The organism is Variovorax sp. SG517 (genome assembly GCF_013376045.1).
Taxonomy (GTDB): Bacteria; Pseudomonadota; Gammaproteobacteria; order Burkholderiales; family Burkholderiaceae_C; genus Variovorax.
Window position 1 is genome coordinate 172,165 of the sequence record NZ_JABMJG010000006.1, and the last position, 16,718, is coordinate 188,882.

15 protein-coding genes are annotated in these 16,718 nt (G+C 68.9%); 11 read left to right on the forward strand and 4 right to left on the reverse strand.

Annotated elements, in window-relative coordinates:
* The first annotated feature begins 5 nt into the window (after positions 1–5).
* From FHT32_RS19415 to FHT32_RS19430, 4 genes are read left to right on the forward strand one after another with little or no spacing between them, the layout of a single operon-like run.
* Positions 6–2,132, forward strand: a complete 2,127-nt coding sequence (locus FHT32_RS19415; protein ID WP_176666236.1) for an acetate--CoA ligase family protein — start codon at positions 6–8, stop codon at positions 2,130–2,132.
* Complete coding sequence (locus FHT32_RS19420) at positions 2,129–3,235, forward strand: CaiB/BaiF CoA-transferase family protein (protein WP_176666237.1); 1,107 nt, start codon at positions 2,129–2,131, stop codon at positions 3,233–3,235. Before FHT32_RS19415 ends, FHT32_RS19420 begins: the two co-directional genes overlap by 4 nt.
* On the forward strand, positions 3,232–4,236 hold the full coding sequence (locus FHT32_RS19425; protein ID WP_176666238.1) for a nitronate monooxygenase: 1,005 nt from the start codon (positions 3,232–3,234) through the stop codon (positions 4,234–4,236). Before FHT32_RS19420 ends, FHT32_RS19425 begins: the two co-directional genes overlap by 4 nt.
* Positions 4,233–5,198: a nitronate monooxygenase family protein gene (locus tag FHT32_RS19430; RefSeq protein ID WP_176666239.1), complete on the forward strand. Its 966-nt coding sequence runs from the start codon at positions 4,233–4,235 to the stop codon at positions 5,196–5,198. Before FHT32_RS19425 ends, FHT32_RS19430 begins: the two co-directional genes overlap by 4 nt.
* Here the strand turns inward: FHT32_RS19430 and FHT32_RS19435 are convergent.
* Positions 5,153–6,175, reverse strand: coding sequence for a substrate-binding domain-containing protein (locus tag FHT32_RS19435; protein WP_176666240.1), 1,023 nt, complete (start codon positions 6,173–6,175; stop codon positions 5,153–5,155). The genes FHT32_RS19430 and FHT32_RS19435 overlap by 46 nt on opposite strands.
* Before the next feature lie 146 nt (positions 6,176–6,321).
* Here FHT32_RS19435 and FHT32_RS19440 point away from each other — a divergent pair, with 146 nt between their 5' ends.
* The 7 genes from FHT32_RS19440 to FHT32_RS19470 all read left to right on the forward strand — a co-directional run bounded on the left by FHT32_RS19440 (position 6,322) and on the right by FHT32_RS19470 (position 11,984).
* Positions 6,322–7,185: an SDR family NAD(P)-dependent oxidoreductase gene (locus tag FHT32_RS19440; protein WP_176666241.1), complete on the forward strand. Its 864-nt coding sequence runs from the start codon at positions 6,322–6,324 to the stop codon at positions 7,183–7,185.
* 8 nt (positions 7,186–7,193) lie between these two features.
* The gene (locus FHT32_RS19445; protein ID WP_176666242.1) at positions 7,194–8,186 is read left to right on the forward strand and encodes a tripartite tricarboxylate transporter substrate binding protein; all 993 of its coding nucleotides are present in this window, start codon (positions 7,194–7,196) and stop codon (positions 8,184–8,186) included.
* A gap of 7 nt (positions 8,187–8,193) precedes the next feature.
* Positions 8,194–8,766 carry a carboxymuconolactone decarboxylase family protein gene (locus FHT32_RS19450; protein WP_176666243.1) on the forward strand — a complete coding sequence of 191 codons (573 nt, stop codon included), beginning with the start codon at positions 8,194–8,196 and terminating at the stop codon, positions 8,764–8,766.
* A 16-nt stretch (positions 8,767–8,782) separates the two neighbouring features.
* Complete coding sequence (locus FHT32_RS19455; RefSeq protein ID WP_176666244.1) at positions 8,783–9,760, forward strand: tripartite tricarboxylate transporter substrate binding protein; 978 nt, start codon at positions 8,783–8,785, stop codon at positions 9,758–9,760.
* Positions 9,757–10,614, forward strand: a complete 858-nt coding sequence (locus FHT32_RS19460) for an SDR family NAD(P)-dependent oxidoreductase (protein WP_176666245.1) — start codon at positions 9,757–9,759, stop codon at positions 10,612–10,614. The genes FHT32_RS19455 and FHT32_RS19460 overlap by 4 nt, the downstream gene beginning before the upstream one ends.
* Before the next feature lie 72 nt (positions 10,615–10,686).
* Positions 10,687–11,196 carry a nuclear transport factor 2 family protein gene (locus tag FHT32_RS19465; RefSeq protein WP_176666246.1) on the forward strand — a complete coding sequence of 170 codons (510 nt, stop codon included), beginning with the start codon at positions 10,687–10,689 and terminating at the stop codon, positions 11,194–11,196.
* Positions 11,193–11,984 (forward strand): SDR family NAD(P)-dependent oxidoreductase, encoded by a 792-nt coding sequence (locus FHT32_RS19470; protein ID WP_176666247.1) that lies wholly within the window; start codon positions 11,193–11,195, stop codon positions 11,982–11,984. Before FHT32_RS19465 ends, FHT32_RS19470 begins: the two co-directional genes overlap by 4 nt.
* Before the next feature lie 21 nt (positions 11,985–12,005).
* On the opposite strand, the gene FHT32_RS19475 is transcribed toward FHT32_RS19470, so the two are convergent.
* From FHT32_RS19475 to aroQ, 3 genes are all read right to left on the reverse strand, one after another.
* Positions 12,006–13,319, reverse strand: a complete 1,314-nt coding sequence (locus FHT32_RS19475; protein WP_256099067.1) for a hypothetical protein — start codon at positions 13,317–13,319, stop codon at positions 12,006–12,008.
* Between the two features lie 106 nt (positions 13,320–13,425).
* Entirely contained in the window at positions 13,426–15,657 is a 2,232-nt protein-coding gene (locus tag FHT32_RS19480) for a LamG-like jellyroll fold domain-containing protein (RefSeq protein WP_176666248.1), read from the reverse strand.
* Between the two features lie 612 nt (positions 15,658–16,269).
* A complete protein-coding gene (gene aroQ, locus FHT32_RS19485; RefSeq protein WP_176666249.1) occupies positions 16,270–16,713 on the reverse strand; it encodes a type II 3-dehydroquinate dehydratase in 444 nt (147 codons plus the stop codon).
* Positions 16,714–16,718 lie beyond the last annotated feature (5 nt).

A 16,718-nucleotide genomic window follows, 5' to 3' on the forward strand; every position in this document is an offset into this window, starting at 1 on the left:
ACAGCATGACCCATCCGGCCTTCAGCACCGACCTGTCACGCCTCATCCATCCGCGCGCCATCGCCCTCGTCGGCGCGTCCGAGCGGCCGCAGAGCATCGGCGGGCGCACCCTGAGCAACCTGCTCGACCATTCGCAGATCGACGGCGAGCTCTACCTGGTCAATCCCACCAAGACCGAGCTGCGCGGCCATCGCTGCTGGCCCAGCATCGCCTCGCTACCGCAGACGCCAGACGTCGCCGTGATCGCCGTTCCCGCGTCGGGCGTCATCGCGGTGATGGAGGAATGCGCAGCCCGGCGCGTGCCCTTCGCGATCATCCTCACCTCGGGCTTCGGCGAGGCCGGTGCCGAGGGCGAGCGGGCCCAGGCCCGGCTCAAGGAGATCGCCGAGCAGGCCGGCATGCGCATCTACGGCCCGAACTGCCCCGGCCTGACCAACGTCAACGCCCGCCTGGGCATGACCTTCTCGCCGTCGTTCCCGCACGACCTGGTCAAGGGCCCGATCGGCCTGGCCACGCAGGGCGGCGGGCTGGGGCGCAACGTGATGCAGGCGATGGAGCGTGGCATCGGCATCGGCCTGTGGGCCTCCACCGGCAACGAGGTGGACCTGGAGGTGGCCGACTTCATCCATTACATGGCGACCGCGCCGGACATCAAGGTGATCGTGACCTTGCTCGAAGGCATCAAGGACGGCCCGCGCTTCCTGGCCGCGCTGCAGTGCGCGGCGGACAACGGCAAGCCGGTGATCGCGCTGAAGGTCGGCAAGTCGGAGTACGGCCAGCGCGCCGCGCAGTCACACACGGCCTCATTGACGGGCTCGGCCGAGGTCAACAGCGCGGTGTTCCGCCAATACGGCGTGATCGAGGTCGACGACATCGACGAGCTGGTCGACACGGCCTGGCTCTTCGCGCGCGCCATGCCCGGCGAGCGCGAGGAGATCGGCGTGTACTGCTCCTCGGGCGGCACCACCGCGCTGACCGCCGATGCAGTGGGCACCGCCGGCCTCACGCTGGCCGAGTTCGCTCCCGAGACCACCGAGTTGCTTCGCAGCAAGCTGCCCGATTACGCGGCCATCAACAACCCTGTCGACACCACGGCCGCCGTGCTCAGCGACGCGGACCTCGTCGAGAGCACGCTGGGCGCGGTGGCGGCGGACCCCAACACGGGCTGCGTTGTCACGCCGATCGCGCTGGACTACGGCGAGACCACCATCCGCATGGCGCAGACCATCATCGCCGCGCAGAAGCGTGTGCAAAGCCCCATCGTCCCGATCTGGATGAGCGACCGGTTGGGCGAGGGCTACCGCATGCTGGTTGCGGCCGGGTTCGCGCCGCCGCGCTCGGTCGGCAAGGCGATCGCCGCCATCAGGCGCTGGACGGAATGGGGCCGCTGGCGCCGCAGCGCGGCCGGGAGCTCTGTGCGCCGCCTGCCGACGGCCGTGCCCGCAGCGCCGGCCGGTGCCTTGCGCAACCTGTCGGAACTGCAGGCCAAGGCCCTGCTGGAGAAGGCCGGCATCCCGCTGCTGCCGGTGGCGGTGGCGCGCACGCGGGAAGAGGCGCGCCAGCTCGCCGATGGCATGGGCTACCCGGTGGTCGCGAAGATCGCAAGCCCCGACATCCTGCACAAGTCCGACATCGGCGGCGTGCGCGTCGGCATCGCCGACGGCGCGCAGCTGGCGCTGGCGTGGGACGACATCATGGCTTCGGCCAGGCATCACAAGCCCGATGCCGCCATCGACGGCCTGCTGATCGAGAAGATGGCACCGGGCGGCGGCGTCGAGCTGATGGCTGGCGTCACACGCGACCCGGTGTTCGGGCATGTGATGACCTTTGGCCTGGGCGGTGTCTACGTGGAGATCCTGCGCGACGTCACGCGCCGCCTGCTGCCGCTGAGCCCCGAGGACGCCGCTTCGATGGTGCGCGAGATGCGCTGCTTCCCGGTGCTCGACGGCGCGCGCGGCCGCCCCGTGGCCGACGTGCCCGCACTGGAGCGGCTGCTGATGGGCGTGTCCGAGTTCGTGACGGCGAATGCGCAGCGCATCGAGGAGATGGACCTCAACCCGATCTGGGTCGGCGCGCGGGGCGAAGGCGCCGTGCCGCTCGATGCGGTGATCGTCGAGCGAGGCGCCGCATGAGCGCCGCCCGCCCGCTCGCGGGCATCACCGTCCTCGACTTCAGCGAACTGCTGCCCGGCCCCTTCTTCACGCAGAACCTCGCGGAGATGGGCGCGCACGTCATCAAGGTCGAGCGCCCGCCCGGCGGCGACAACGCACGGCGCATGGGCCCGGGCGGCTTCGAGGCGGTCAACCGCGGCAAGCTCAGCCTGCTCGCGGACCTGAAGGACGAGGCGCAGCGCGCCCGCATACACGAGCTCGTGGCGCAGGCCGACGTGCTCGTGGAGTCGTACCGACCCGGCGTGATGGCGCGCCTGGGCCTGGACTACGCGAGCCTGCGCGAGCGCTTTCCGCGCCTCGTGTACGTCTCGCTCAGCGGCTACGGGCAGGAGGGGCCGTGGGCGCAGCTGCCCGGCCACGACATCAACTACCTCGCCGCGGCGGGCGCGCTCGCGGTCTCGGGTGAACCCGGCGGCCCGCCCACGCAGAACTTCGGCCTGCCGGTGGCGGACCTGTGCGGCTCGATGTATGCGCTGTCGTCCACGCTGGCGGCGCTGCTGCAGCGCGAACGCACGGGCTGCGGCCAGCACCTGGACGTGGCGCTGGCCGACTGCGTGCTGCACTGGATGAACCCGCGCCTGGGCACCTACCGCGCCGACGGCGCGGACAGCCTCGAGCGCCAGCGCGCGTCCACGCAGCTGAAGCCCGCGTACGGTAGCTTCAGCTGCCGCGACGGGCAGCACCTGAGCGTCGCCGCACTCGAAGACCATTTCTGGGCGCGGCTTTGCGAGGTGCTCGACATGGGCGAGTTCGCAGGCGAGGCCTATCGCACGCTGGGCGCGCGCAAGAAGCAGGCACAGGCCATCAACGACCGCATTGCGCAGCAGCTCGCCGCGCGCGATTCGGCCGAAGCCTTCGAGACGATGGCGCGCAAGGACCTGCCCGTCGCGCCCGTGGTGCCGCCTGCAGATCTCGCTGCGCTGCCGCAGTTCGCGCAGCGCGGCCTGCTCAACGGCGCCGAGGCGCTGTCGCTGGTGCGCTTTCCGGTGCCGCTCGCGGGCGTCGATCCGTCGGCGCTGGGCGACGCGCCCGGCCTCGACAACGCACGGCAGCTGCTGCAGTGAGCCAGCCACCGCTGCCCACGCGGCTGACGCGGCTCTTCGGCCTGGCCTACCCGATCCTCGGCGGCGGGCTGATGTGGCTCTCGGACGCCCGCTACGTCGGTGCGCTCACCAACACGGGCTGCATGGGCTTCATCACGCCGCGCTCCTTCGATGGTGAAGCCGCGCTACGCGAGCAGCTGCGGCGCTGCAGCGAGATCACCGGGGGCCGTCCCTTCGGCGTCAACCTCACGCTGTCGGCGCGCCCGCAGGCCAACGCCGGTGTGCAGGGCTCGTTGGAGACCGCGCTGGCGCATGGGGTGCGCCACTTCGAGACCGCGGGCTATGCGCCCGATGCGCTGATCCGGGCCATCCACGAAGCCGGCGGAATCATGATCCACAAGGCATCGAGCGTGCGGCACGCCCTCGCCGCCCAGGCGGCCGGCGCCGACGCGGTCGCGCTGGTCGGCATGGAGGAAGGCGGGCACCCCGGCGCCAACGAGCTGCCCACCATGCTGATGGGCGCGCTGGCCACAGCGCGCGGGCAGTTCCACGTTCCGCTGGTGCTGGGCGGCGGCATCGGCCACGGCAGCCAACTCGCCGCGGCACTCGCGCTCGGTGCCGACGGTGTGCTGATGGGAAGCCGCTTCCTCGTGAGCGACGAGGTCTCGGCCCATGCGGCCTACAAGAAGCACCTGCTGGGCTGCGACGAGCACAGCACCATGCGCCTGCTGCACACGCTGGGCAACACCTGGCGCGTGCTGCGCAACGACACCGCCGCGCAGGTCGACGCCATCGAGCGCGCCGGCGCGGCCGACCATGCAGCCTTCGGCGGCCTGCTCGACAGCCGCGTGGCGCGCGACCGCTGCTACGGTGACGGCGACTGGCGGGGCGGCATGCTCTCGCTCGGGCCCGCCATCGGCTTCGCCACGCGCACCGAGCCGGTCGCCGCGATCGTCGAGGAAATCATCCGGCAGGCACGCGCTGCCGTGACGCACCTGAACGCATCCACCGCACTGCAATGACCCAAGTACTCCCATTCCTCGACCGACTGGCTCTGCCACTCATCGCAGCGCCCATGCTGCGTGTCTCCGGCATCGAACTGGTCTCCGCCGCTTGCGTCGCAGGCGTGATCGGCGCCTTTCCGACGGCCAACTGCCAGACGCTCGACGAATTCGACGCCTGGCTCACCCGCCTGGACGAAGAAGCCGCCGCAGCGCCCGGGCGCACGGCGCCCTACTGCCCCAACCTCATCATGCGGCGCGACCCCGCGCGGGTGATGGCCGAGGTCGAGCTGATCGCCAGGCACCGCACGCAACTCGTGATCACCAGCGTGGGCTCGCCTGCCGCGGTGGTGCCGCGCCTGCACGAGGCCGGCTGCCGCGTGTTCGCCGACGTGACCTCGCTGCACCATGCAGTGCGCGCCATCGAGTCGGGCGTGGACGGCCTGGTGCTGCTCACCGCGGGCGCCGGCGGCCACACCGGCTGGGCGAACCCGTTCGCCTTCGTGCGCGCGGTGCGCGGCGTATTCGACGGACCCATCGTGCTCGCGGGCGGCCTGTCGGACGGTGTCGCCCTGCGGGCCGCCAGGGAGCTCGGCTGCGACCTCGGCATCATGGGCACCCGCTTCATCGCCACGCAGGAGAGCCTGGCGAGCGGCGACTACCGGCAGATGCTGGTCGACAGCTCGATCGACGACGTGCTGCTCACGCGCGGCTTCACCGGGCTGCCCGCCAGTTTCCTGGCGCCCTCGGCACGGCGGCTGGGCATCGACATCTCGACGCTCGACGAAAGCATCTCGGTAGAAGAAGCGAGAAGACGCTACGGCGGCGGCGCCAACGCGGCGCCCAACCAGCGCTGGACCGACATCTGGAGCGCCGGCCACTCGGTGTCCGGCGTGCGCGCGGTGCCGACGGTCGCCGAGCTGGTGGATGCGCTCGTTCAGGAATACCGCGGTGGCGCGGCTACCGAGTCGCGCTCGATATAGCGCAGCCCGACGCGCGCCTTGCGTTGCGGCAGGCCGTTGTCGGCGATCCGCGTGAGCAGCAGGTCGACCAGGCAGCGCGCGGTCTCGGCCTGATCGATGTCGAGCACGCTCACCGCGGGGTCGTGCTCGGCGGCGAAGGGCGTGTCGCCGATGGCGACCACCGAGATGTCGCGCGGCACCTGGAGCCCGCGCGCGGCGATGGCGCGCAGTGCGCTGTTGAGCATGTGCGTGCCCTGCACGATGAGTGCGGTAGGCCGGTCAGGCCGCGCAAGCAACTCGGTGACCTCCGCCTTGACCGAGGCCGTGACGCTGCGCGCCTGCACCAGCAGATCGGGCACGGACAGGCCCGCGGCCTGGAACGCCGAGCGAAAACCCTGCACGCGGCGGCGCACCGGGCGCGTGTCGCCCTGCCAGAGCACGAGGGCGATGTCGCGGTGTCCCAGGCCGAGCAGGTGCTCGACCACGCGCCGCACACCGCCCGCGTGGTCGATGAGCACCGCGTCGTGGGCGCCGCTGACCTCGCGGTCGAACACGACGGCCGGCATCGGCAGCACCCGCAGCGCCTCCACCAGCGCCGCGTTGCGCTCGTTGCCGGGCGCGAGGATCACGCCGTCCATGCCGCGCTGCGTGAACGTTCCCAATGCCTTCGTTTCGCGGTCGACGTGGTTGGCGCCGTTGGCCAGCAGCAGCAGGTAGTCGTGGCGCAGGAACTCGTCCTCCAGCGCGCGGAACACCTGCGCATACAGCGGGTTCGAGATGTCGGGCAGCAGGCACCCGACGGTGCGGCTGAGCCGTGAACGCAGCACGCGCGCCGCGTGGTTGGGCCGGTAGCCCAGCGCCGCCGCCGCCTGGTTGACCTTCTCCTGCGTGGCCGCCGACGCGCCGGCGCCGTTCATCGCGCGCGATGCGCTGCCCAGCGAGACGCCCGCCAGGCGCGCCACGTCGCGCAGATCGATCTTCTGTTTTCCTGAATTCATTCGGATGGAGATTCCCTTGCGAGCAAGGAGACGGGGGACTGGGACGGGGTGAATCTTAGGTGACAGCGGGCGAGGGTTTCCACCATTTCGGAAACGTTTCCAAAACTGAACCATGACCGCAACGAAAGACGAAGAAGGAGACACGCATGTCCTCGCCAGCCATCCAGCCCGGGCAGCAGCTTTTTGCCGAAGCGCTCGGAGACCTCCGCCCCTCCGCGCAACGCCTCGATCAGCGGCGCATCCTGGTGGTGGGCGCGGGCCAGCGCGACATCGACGACCCCGATCCGCCCGTGGGCAACGGCCGGGCGATCTCGCTGCTGTTCGCCCACGAGGGCGCGACGCTGACTTGCGTCGACATCAACCCCGTCTCGCTGCAGCAGACCTGCGACCTGGTGCGCGCATCGGGCGCGACGGCCCAGGCCGAGGTGGCCGACGTCGCGCAGCCGCAGGCCGCTGCCACGACGGTGGAGCGAGCGGCGCAGAAGATGGGCGGCCTCGACGGCCTGGTGATGGTGGTGGGCGTGGCCAGCGGGCTGTCGCTGGACAACCAAACCGCCGAAGCCTGGGACCGCGAGCACGCCACCAACGTGCGCTCCTGCATGCTGTTCGGGCAGCAGGCGCTGCGGCACATGGCGCCCGGCGGCTCCATCGTGCTGCTGTCGTCGATCGCCGCGCTGCGCAACTCCAGCTTCAACCCGGCCTACGAGACGACCAAGGCGGCGCAGGTGTCGCTCGCGCGCTCCATCGCGATGGCCGGACAGGCCAGGGGCGTGCGCTGCAACAGCATCCTGCCCGGCCTGATGGACACGCCCATCGGCCGCGCGGCGACGCGCCGCAGGTCCGATCGCCTCGCGATGCCGCTGCCCTTCGGCCGCCAGGGCACGGGCTGGGAAGTGGCCTATGCGGCTCTGTTCCTGATGTCGCACGAAGCCTCCTACGTGAACGGCCACGCGCTGGTCGTCGACGGCGGCCTGACCGGCGGCATCGCCGCACCGCGCGCCTCGGCCTGAGCAAGACCATGCAGCCGCTGCACAGACGCCGTTTCCTCCAGGCAGCCGCCTGCACGGTCGCGGCGCCGCACCTGGGCGCCGCAATGGCGGCACGCGACGATGCCTACCCCAGCCGGCCGCTGCGCCTGATCGTGGGCTTTCCCGCGGGCGGATCGGCCGACCAGTCCTCGCGCCGCCTTGCGGAACAACTGGGCCGCCAGTTGGGCCAGCCGGTGATCGTCGACAACCGGCCGGGCGCCTCCGGAAACATAGCGGCCGCGGTCGCGGCGCGCAGCGCACCCGATGGCTACACGCTCTTCTACGGCAGCAACGCGACCCACGCGATGAACGTCAGCCTCTATCCGAAGCTGGACTACGACCCGGTGAAGGACTTCGCGCCCATCGCGCTCGAGGGCAAGGTCTACAACGTGCTGTGCGTCAACCCAGCCTTCGAGGCGCGCGACCTCAAGAGCTTTATCGCGATGGCCAGGGCGAAGCCCGAACGGGTTGCCGTCGCCACGCCCGGGAACGCCACCAGCGGACATCTGTCACTGGTGCTGCTCAACCGCGCCGCCAAGGTGCAGCTCGCGCACATTCCGTACAAGGGCAGCGCGCCGGCGCTCACCGATGTGCTTGGCGGACAGGTGCCGGCAATCTTCGACAACGTGGCGGGCAACCTCGCCTACATCCGCGGCGAGAAGATCCGCCCGCTGGCCGTCACCTCGCGCAGCCGGCTGCCGCTCCTGCCGCAGGTGCCGACCTTCGAGGAATTGGGCCTGCCCGATTGCGAGATCGCGGCCTGGGGCGGCCTGTGGGCGCCCAGCGGCACGCCGCCGCCCATCATCGACAGGCTCAACCAGGAAGTGAATCGGGCGCTGCAGACCGCGGCAGTGGCCGATCGCATGCGCGAACTGACGATTGACCCCCAGGGCGGCACGCCCCAGGCGCTCGCCGAGTTCGCGCGCAGTGAAACCCTCCGGTGGCGCGAGGTGATCCGCGCCGCCGCCATCCGACTCGACTGAAAAAACCATGGCTCGCATCCCCTACTTCGACCTCGCCGAGGCGCCCGCGGAACTCCACGCATTGCTGGGCGGGCGCCCACCGCTGAACATCTACCGCATGGTCGCCCACGGCGGCGCCACCGCGCAGGGCTTCCTGGCCCTGGGCTCCAGCATCCTGCGGCACTCCTCGCTGCCGGTGTCGCTGCGCGAGCTGGTGATCCTGCGCGTCGGCGCGCTGTGCGGCTCCAGCTACGAGGTGACCCAGCACCGCCGCGTGGCTGCGCAGGCCGGCGTGCCGGCCACCAAGGTCGAGGCGGTGCTCCACCATCCGCAAGGCAGCATCGCGCGGCAACCCTTCGACAGCCTCGAATGCCGCGTGCTCGACTTCACCGATGCCGTCGTGCGCCAGGTCAAGGCACCGCGCGAGATGTTCGATGCGCTGGCCGCCGAGCTGCCGCACCAGCAGCTGATGGAGATCGTGATGACCATCGGCTACTACATGCTGGTGTGCCGGGTGCTCGAGAACTTCGAGGTCGACCTGGAAGGCAGCGACGTGCTCGCTGGCCACGCCCCATGGGCCGAGATCCTCAGGCAGAACTGATCCAGGAGACACACAGATGAACCTCAACCGCCGGCAATTCGCCGTCGCCACCGGCCTGTTCCCGCTCGCTCCGATGCTGCGCGCCCAGGAGGCAACCTATCCCGCCAGGCCCATCACGCTGGTGGTGCCGTTTTCGGCGGGCAGCGTCGTCGACCTGCAGGCCCGCGTGATCGCGCGCGTGCTCGCCGCACGACTGGGCCAGCCCATCGTGATCGACAACAAAGTGGGCGTGAGCGGTTCGATCGGCGCCGAGTTCGTCTCGCGCGCGCCGCCCGACGGCTACACGCTGCTGCTGGGCACGCAAGGCACCCAGGGCACCAACATCGCGCTGTACAAGACGATCCGCTACGACCCGGTGAAGGACTTCGTGGCCATCCACGGCCTCTCGGGCAACCCGAACGTGCTGGTGGTGAACCCCAAGCTCGGCGTCGGTTCGGTGAGTGAACTGGTCGAGCTCGCGAAGAAGAATCCGGGCAAGCTCAATTTCGGCTCGGGAGGCAACGGCACGGGCGGGCACCTGTGCCTGGAGCTGCTGCAGACGCGCACCGGCGCGCGCTTCACGCACGTGCCGTACAAGGCGACTTCGGCGGCCCTGGTGGATCTCGTCTCGGGCAACGTCGATGCGATGTTCGACTTCCTCCAGACCGCCGCGCCGCACATCCGAAGCGGCAAGCTGCGCGCGCTGGCGGTCACGCGCGGACAGCGCATGCCCATGCTGCCGGAGGTGCCGACCATGGCGGAGGCCGGCTACCCGGGTGTCGAGTCGCTGACCTGGGGCGGGTTCTTCGCGCCCGCGAAGACGCCGGAGCACATCGTCAAGCGCCTGTCGGTGGAGACATCGGAAGCGCTGCGCTCGCAGGAAGTCAAGAACACGCTCGAATCGGCGGGGGGCTTCATCATCGACATGCCGCATGCGGAGTTCCAGGCCTATGTGGCCAAGGAGGCCGTCAAGTGGACCGACGTCCTGCGCACGGCAGGGGTGACGCTGGAATGAGCGCGTCGTCCATACCGCGCACACTCGCCGCGCCCGCCGTGGCCGCCGTCACCAGTGCCGGCGGCGGCATCGGCCGCGCGCTGGCTCTGGCCTGCGCGGGCGAAGGCATGGCCGTGGCGCTCGCCGACGTCGAGGTGGAGGCGCTCGCAGCCACCGAGGCGCTCGTTCGATCGATGGGCGTGCCCACGCTGGCGCAGCGTTGCGACGTGAGCCGCGCCGCCGATGTCGAAGCCTTCGCGCAGGCCTGCGACGACCGCTTCGGCGGCGTCGACTGGCTCTTCAACAACGCGGGCGTCGCCGTGCTGGGGCCCGCCTGGGCCGCCACCGATGCGGACTGGCAGTGGGTGCTGGGCGTGAACGTGCTGGGCGTCGCCAACGGCGTGCGCAGCTTCGTTCCGCGCATGCGCGCACGCGGCCGGCCCGCCCACGTGATCAACACGGCGTCGGCCGCCGGGCTCGCGACGCTGGCAGGCTCCGCCGTGTACAGCGCGAGCAAGCACGCGGTGGTCGCCTTCTCGGAATGCCTCGCGCACGACCTGGAACAGGCCGGTTCTCCGATCGGCGTGACCGTCGTCTGCCCTTCGCTGCTGCCCACGGGCATCCACGTGTCGCAGCGCAACCGGCCCGACAACCTCGCCGATACCGTCGCACCCGCGGCGGGCTATGACGAAAGGGTGCGCGCAGGCATGGCGGCATCCCCCATCGACGCGACGGACGTCGCCTCGGCCACGCTGGCTGCCGTGCGCGCGGGGCGCTTCTACGTCATCCCGCACGCCCACACGGGCGCTTCGGTCGAGAAGCGCATGCACGCGATCCTCGCCGACTTCGGCAGGGAGCACCCTGACGCGGGGTGAGACGGCGCCCTCTTCCCTCAACACGACGGCCCTGCACTGCCAGGGTCGAGCACTTTTCCAGGAGACTTCGAAATGAACACCGAATCCAGCGACAAGCTCGCACAGGTCGCGCAGCAACTGCAGGCCCTGCAGCGCCGCGTCGACCAGCTTGAGAGCGTGGAGGCCATCCGCGCCCTGCGTGCGCACTACCACACGCTGGTCAACGAGGACCAGGGGCCCCGCCTGCATGAGCTCTTTGCGCCCGACGCCAGCATCATCTACAACGGGCGCCCCGAGGTCTTCGGGCGCGAGGCCATCCGCACCTTCTTCGAGAACTTCCCCGTGCAGTACGCGCGACAGTTCATCCACCAACACGAGGTGAGCGTCGACGGCGACACGGGCACCGGCCAGTCCTACCTCGACGGCCGTCCCGTGCACGGCGGCAAGAGCTTCTACGTGGTGGGCCGCTTCGACGACGCCTACGTGCGTATCGACGGCCAGTGGTACTTCAAGAAGGTGGTGCTGACCGTGCACTACATGATCGAGGCGGCAGAGCACTGGGAGACCCTGCTCCCGGTGAAGAAGAAGGCGGAGGCCGCATGAGCATCGCTTCGCTCTTTAACCTCGCCGGGCGCAGCGTGCTGGTCACCGGCGCCGCCAGCGGCCTCGGCCTGGCATACGCGGAAACGATGCTGGAGGCCGGTGCGCGCACGCTCATGACGGACATGGATGCGCAGGCGCTGGACACGGAGGTGCAACGCCTGAAGTCGCGCCACCCACTCGTGGAAGGCGCGACGCTGGACGTCGCCGACGCCGCGGCCGTGGATGCCCTGGTGGACGACATGGCCGCGCGCCACGGCGCCATCGACTGCGTGTTCGCGAACGCGGGCATCAGCGCAGGACGCGGGTTCGTCGTGGAGGCGGGCCAGTTGGAGAACATCGACCTCGCGCACTGGGACAAGGTCCTGCGCATCAACCTCGACGGCGTGCTGCACACCGTGCGCGCGGCCGCTCGGCACATGAAGCCGCGGCGGGAGGGACGCATCGTCGTGACCACGTCGATCGCGGGTCTGCGCTCGGAGTCGCTCTCGGGCTACGCCTACGTCGCGTCCAAGGCGGCGGCGAACAACCTGGTCCGGCAGGCTGCCATGGAACTGGCGCCACACAACGTGCTGGTGAACGCCATCGCGCCCGGCCCCTTCGCCACGAACATCAACGGTGGGCGCCTGCGCCTTCCGGAATCGGCGGAGCGCATGCGGACCCACATCCCCCTGGGCCGGGTGGCCCAGTGCGATGAGATCAAGGGGCTGGCCCTGCTGCTGGCCTCGCCTGCTTCCAGCTACATGACGGGGGCGGTTATCCCCGTCGATGGCGGCGCCTCGGCGCGATAGCCGTCGAGCGGCAAGAGCCGGCTACTTCAACGCGGCGCCGCCTCGCGCGAGGTATTGCGCGGAAAGGCGCGCGAACTGGCCGCCGTCGGTAGCGATTGAGGTCTGGTTGCCCCAGCCGGGGCCAAAGACGATCCCGAAGGTGTGCATGTCGCCGTATTCCTGGGTGTTGGTCAGCATGTAGTCGACGCGGTTGTCGCGGTAGTGCCCGTCGGTGCCGCCGGGCGTGTCGGAAGGAACGCCCATGGGCGTCTGCCACCACAGGATCGGCAGGCCGTTGCCCAGGGCTGCGCGATAGTCCGAATACTGCTTCTGCGAATCGTGGAAGTTCGGGCTGGTCTTGTTGCTCGCGTCCCAGTAACGATCGCTTCCGTTCTGGCATCCGTCGGGCCTCGGCGTTACCTCCCGGCAGCCCGCGTCGCGGTCACTGGTCTGGGCGACGATGAAGTCCGCCTGGTTCGCGCCGGCGGTTTGCATCATCGCGCCGATCTCGGCGGGCGTGCCGTTCCAGAACGCGGGCGGGAACCCGATCAGCGCCTTGGGCGCGACCTTCCGGCCCATCTGCACGACGCACTGTCCGAGGCCCGCGATGGTGTCGGGCAGCGTGCTGCATTCCGGCTGACCGCTGACGAGAGCGCGAATCTTCGTCAGATCGTGATCGGACCGCTTCCCTGCAGCGAAGCCCCAGAAGTCCGGCTCCACGTTGATCAGAACGGGTTTGTCCCGCTTCGCAATGAGCTGGTACATCAGTCGGACCTGGCCCCAGTATTTGTCCATGAAGGCCGCATCGACGGTAGTGTCGACATTGCCCTCGCCGTTCGCCGTCATCTGATAGAGCGTGAACATGGGCACCGCGCCGTAAGCTTGGGCGTCCTGCGCGAACTGGGTGACGAAGGCGCCACCGGCGTTCCAGTCGGGCCAGCCGCCTCCGTTGTAGCCCACGATCCCCACAAGGTAGTGCTCCACAATGTCGGGGTGGATGTCCTGGCTCTGCAAGTCATCGGTGGAATTGGCGCTCAGGCCAACCAGCACCCGGGCAGGTTTGCCGAGCTTGTTCGCCAGGGCGACGGTGGCCGCGACGGGTACGGTGCCGCCGCTCGTACCTCCATTGCCGCCCTGGGTGCCGCCGCCGGAGGCGTTGCCGGCCGTTTGGCCTCCGTTGTTCTGGCCGCCGCTGCCCTGGCCCGCATCGGCTGGATTGCCGGCGCCGGACTGGCCCGTCGGGCTGCCGGCCAGCGGAATGCCTGCCCCTCCGCCGCCGCCACTTCCTCCGCCACAGCCGAAGAGCAGCAGCGAGGCCATCAGCGCGGAAACGCAACGTCGAGAAAGAATGTCCATGAGAAAAGTCCGAAAGGTCGAAGGGAAACAAACACCGGCACGCGTGTGAAGGCGCACGCCGGCTCGGGTTCAGGGTAGTCCGGGCAGCGCGGCTACCCGACGACGCTCAGCGGGCGAGGTTCGCGATGAATGCCGCATCCTTTGCACCGCTGTAGATGCGGAAGTCCTGCATGCGCCCCTTGAAGTACGGATCGCCGCCGTACTGGGAGCGCCCCAGCCAGGTCCGGGTGGTCTTGCCCATCTGGAAAGGAGTCATCCAGATGCCATCCGCGGTGGCCACCTGCGCGCCATCCATGTAGAGCGTTCCCACGGTGCCCGAGAGCGTGACCGCCAGGTGCACCCAGCGCCCGGTGGGTGTCTCTCCGCCGGCCACCGACTCTTCCTTCCAGAACTGATTGCGAGAGCCTGAAAAACGCAGCTGCTTGTTGCCGTCGCGAAGGATGAGGATCATGTAGGCCACGTCGTTGGAACCGAAGTCGAAAACGCGTGCGATGACCGACGCCGTATCCCAGTAGACCCACACCGCGACCGTGAAATCGCCCAGGGCCGACACGGCTCCGTCGGGCAGCTGGATGTGGCCGCTGCGGCCGTCGAGCTGCACGGCGCTTCCGCCGTTGCGTCCTTCGCCCCAGCTCGTGCCGCCGATCAGCTGCCCGTGCAGGCCGCGGCCGCTGGCGTCGTTAGCATCGCCGTTGAGCGGCAGGTGCAGCCACAGCTCGCCCGGGACCGCCACGCGCAGGGTGTCCGCGCCGGTCATCTCTCCGGCGTCGGTCACCGCGTCGATCCGGTAGTACCAGGTGCCCTGGTCGGGATCGTCGGTGTAGGTGCGTGGGTCGGTGACCGGCGCGAGGGTCGTGAACGGACCGTTGGGCGACGCCGCGCGCTGCACGAGGTACTGCGAAGCGCCTGCGGTGCCCCACCACGACAGCTGCACCTTTCCGTCGTTCAGGAACGCGCTCAGCCCGCTGGGCCTGGCGGCAGGGACCGGATCGCGTGCATAGAGCAGCGTGCCGATGCCCGGCTGGTCTCCGCCGTCGACGCGCTCGGGCCGCATCTTGTCGAGCATCGCCTTGGTCCAGGGGGCCGAGAGTCCCTTGCGGCTCACATAGTGGCTGTAGATGAGGTCCCAGTTGGGCCGCGGGCTGTTCGTGCCCGCCGCAGCGGTCCCCGCTCCGTGGACACCGTCGTAGGGGGCGAACGGCATCGTGTACAGCGCGTTGCCGTTGGCATCCGCGAGGTTCGTCTTGGCCACGTACTCCGCACCGGCCAGCAGCCGGTTGTTCCAGTAGCCGAAGAGGTCCTCGCCCTGGTTCCAGGCCATCTGGCACAGCATGCCGGCCAGCGAGATGCCGAGTGTGGAGTGGCCCTGGTCGCGATGGCTCTCCTGCCATTGACCGAGGTAACCGGGGTGCACGTAGTAGACGTTGTTGGCGCTCGCGCCGCAGCCACGTCCGCTCTTGTAGTAGTTGCTCGCCTCGGCGACCAGGTCGGGCCGGTCGCAGAACACGCCGATCGCATAGACGGCGCAGATGTTGGCCAGGTCCCAGTTGGCCCAGTAGTGGGTGACCTTTCTGATCTCGGTGCCGTTGTGGTTGACCAGGAAGTCGTGGGCCTTCGGGTAGAACACCTTCAGCAGCATGGCCTGGAAGCGCGCGACGTCTTCCTTTGCCCAGCCGGGGTAGCTGCGCATCAGTTCGGCGGCGTTGGCCCACTGGTTGCCGTAGAGGCCCGAGGCGAGGAAGACGTTCGAGTTGCCGCCCAACTCGGTCAAGGTCGACGACCACGCATTGAGGAACTCCACCGCCTTCTTCGCATAGCGCTCGTCTTTGGAGATGTTCCAGCGCAATGCGAGATGAAGGGCGCGCACCATGTCGCCGATCATCTGCCAGTAGTTCTCGCCATCGACGCCGCGCGTCACCAATGCCAGGGGACGCGGCTTCGCGTCCAGGTTGGTGTTGTTCGTCTTGAGCATCATGTTCAAGCCGCCCACCCAAGGCTCCGCATTGGCGGCCAGCTTGTCGCGGATGCGCTGTAGATCGTCTTCCGTAACGAGCAGGCCGGGGTGCACGATCTTGCGTACCTGGGGCTCAGGGGCGGTCGGCTCGGGCGCTGGGGTGTCGGGGGTAAGGGGGGCAATGGGCGTATCGGCGCCGGCGACAGCGGCGGGGGTGGCACCCGGTGACTGCTGCGCGGTGGCTCCCCCTATCGGCGAAAAACTTCCGCTGCTACCACCTCCGCAAGCGGTCGTGCCGAGAGCGAGTGCGCTCGCCGTGCCGATGAAGAAGGTGCGCCGGTCCAGCAGGGTCGCATTCTTGTCGTCGTCCGAGGGATGTGTCATTTTGCGTAAATATGTAAACAAATGAATCTGCAAGCTGCATGCCATTCACTTCGATCGCTCGATGAAATGAAATCGGTAAAACCGATGGATGCATTGCGCGTGTGAGAAGGACACGCAGCGGCAGAAAGTGACATTCGTTGTCACATGAGAAGCCGGCGAGGCGACATTGAATGTCACTGCCCTTTGGCATGTCCGCACGAGTTCGACCGGCACGACAGTGCAAGGCTTAGGAGTGTGACCTGTACAAAGGCCGGAACGAGCGCTGAATTGCCTCTGAAAATGAGCGACTGAATTTCATTTTCGGAATGACCGGAAGCACTGCAACTTGCTTGCGTTCATTCCATCTCGAAGGCGCAGTGATGCCGACGCTTTCGCCGAACGCGACATCGTCTTCTTGCAATCGGCGTTGCAGCACCGACGCTCGCCATGACATCGAAAGACGGGCGTGCGGTGATCAGCGACACCGCGTTTTCTTTCCCCTCCGGGTCAATGCAGGCCCCGGCTCCTCGCAACCGTCCGCCTCATGTTCCTCAAGCGGCGCGGATATCTCGCTGCGAACCCGCTACGGCGTCGCCCTGCTTCTCCGGGCGGGCTCGCGCAACTTGCTTCTGCTTAGAGAGCGCTTCGCGCCGCCGACACGGCAGCACGCAAGGCGAGCAGGTAGCTGTCCAGGCCGAAGCCGCAGATCTGGCCTTTCACGATGTCCGCGAACACCGAGTGATGCCGGAATTCCTCGCGCGCATGGATGTTGGACATGTGCAATTCGACCACCGGTACCGTGAGGATCGCCAGCGCATCGCGGATGCCGTAGCTGTAGTGCGTCCATGCGCCTGCGTTGATCAGGACCGCGTCGACGCCGTCGGCGAAGCCCTGGTGGATGCGCTCGCACATGGCGCTTTCGCTGTTGGTCTGAAAGCTCTCGACCTCGGCGCCCAACTCCTTGCCGAGCGCCTGCAGCTTCGCGTCGATCTCGGCGAGCGTCGTGGTGCCGTACTGCTTCGGATCGCGCTTGCCGAACATGTTGTGGTTGATGCCGTGGAGCATGAGGATCTTCATGGGGT

Bases quoted from the DNA above. Each gene is read 5' to 3' on its own strand.
- FHT32_RS19415 (WP_176666236.1), top strand. From the start codon at position 6: ATGACCCATCCGGCCTTCAGCACCGACCTGTCACGCCTCATCCATCCG.
- FHT32_RS19420 (WP_176666237.1), top strand. From the start codon at position 2,129: ATGAGCGCCGCCCGCCCGCTCGCGGGCATCACCGTCCTCGACTTCAGC.
- FHT32_RS19430 (WP_176666239.1), top strand. From the start codon at position 4,233: ATGACCCAAGTACTCCCATTCCTCGACCGACTGGCTCTGCCACTCATC.
- FHT32_RS19435 (WP_176666240.1), bottom strand. From the start codon at position 6,175: ATGAATTCAGGAAAACAGAAGATCGATCTGCGCGACGTGGCGCGCCTG.
- FHT32_RS19440 (WP_176666241.1), top strand. From the start codon at position 6,322: ATGTCCTCGCCAGCCATCCAGCCCGGGCAGCAGCTTTTTGCCGAAGCG.
- FHT32_RS19445 (WP_176666242.1), top strand. From the start codon at position 7,194: ATGCAGCCGCTGCACAGACGCCGTTTCCTCCAGGCAGCCGCCTGCACG.
- FHT32_RS19450 (WP_176666243.1), top strand. From the start codon at position 8,194: ATGGCTCGCATCCCCTACTTCGACCTCGCCGAGGCGCCCGCGGAACTC.
- FHT32_RS19455 (WP_176666244.1), top strand. From the start codon at position 8,783: ATGAACCTCAACCGCCGGCAATTCGCCGTCGCCACCGGCCTGTTCCCG.
- FHT32_RS19460 (WP_176666245.1), top strand. From the start codon at position 9,757: ATGAGCGCGTCGTCCATACCGCGCACACTCGCCGCGCCCGCCGTGGCC.
- FHT32_RS19465 (WP_176666246.1), top strand. From the start codon at position 10,687: ATGAACACCGAATCCAGCGACAAGCTCGCACAGGTCGCGCAGCAACTG.
- FHT32_RS19470 (WP_176666247.1), top strand. From the start codon at position 11,193: ATGAGCATCGCTTCGCTCTTTAACCTCGCCGGGCGCAGCGTGCTGGTC.
- FHT32_RS19475 (WP_256099067.1), bottom strand. From the start codon at position 13,319: ATGGACATTCTTTCTCGACGTTGCGTTTCCGCGCTGATGGCCTCGCTG.
- FHT32_RS19480 (WP_176666248.1), bottom strand. From the start codon at position 15,657: ATGACACATCCCTCGGACGACGACAAGAATGCGACCCTGCTGGACCGG.
- aroQ (WP_176666249.1), bottom strand. From the start codon at position 16,713: ATGAAGATCCTCATGCTCCACGGCATCAACCACAACATGTTCGGCAAG.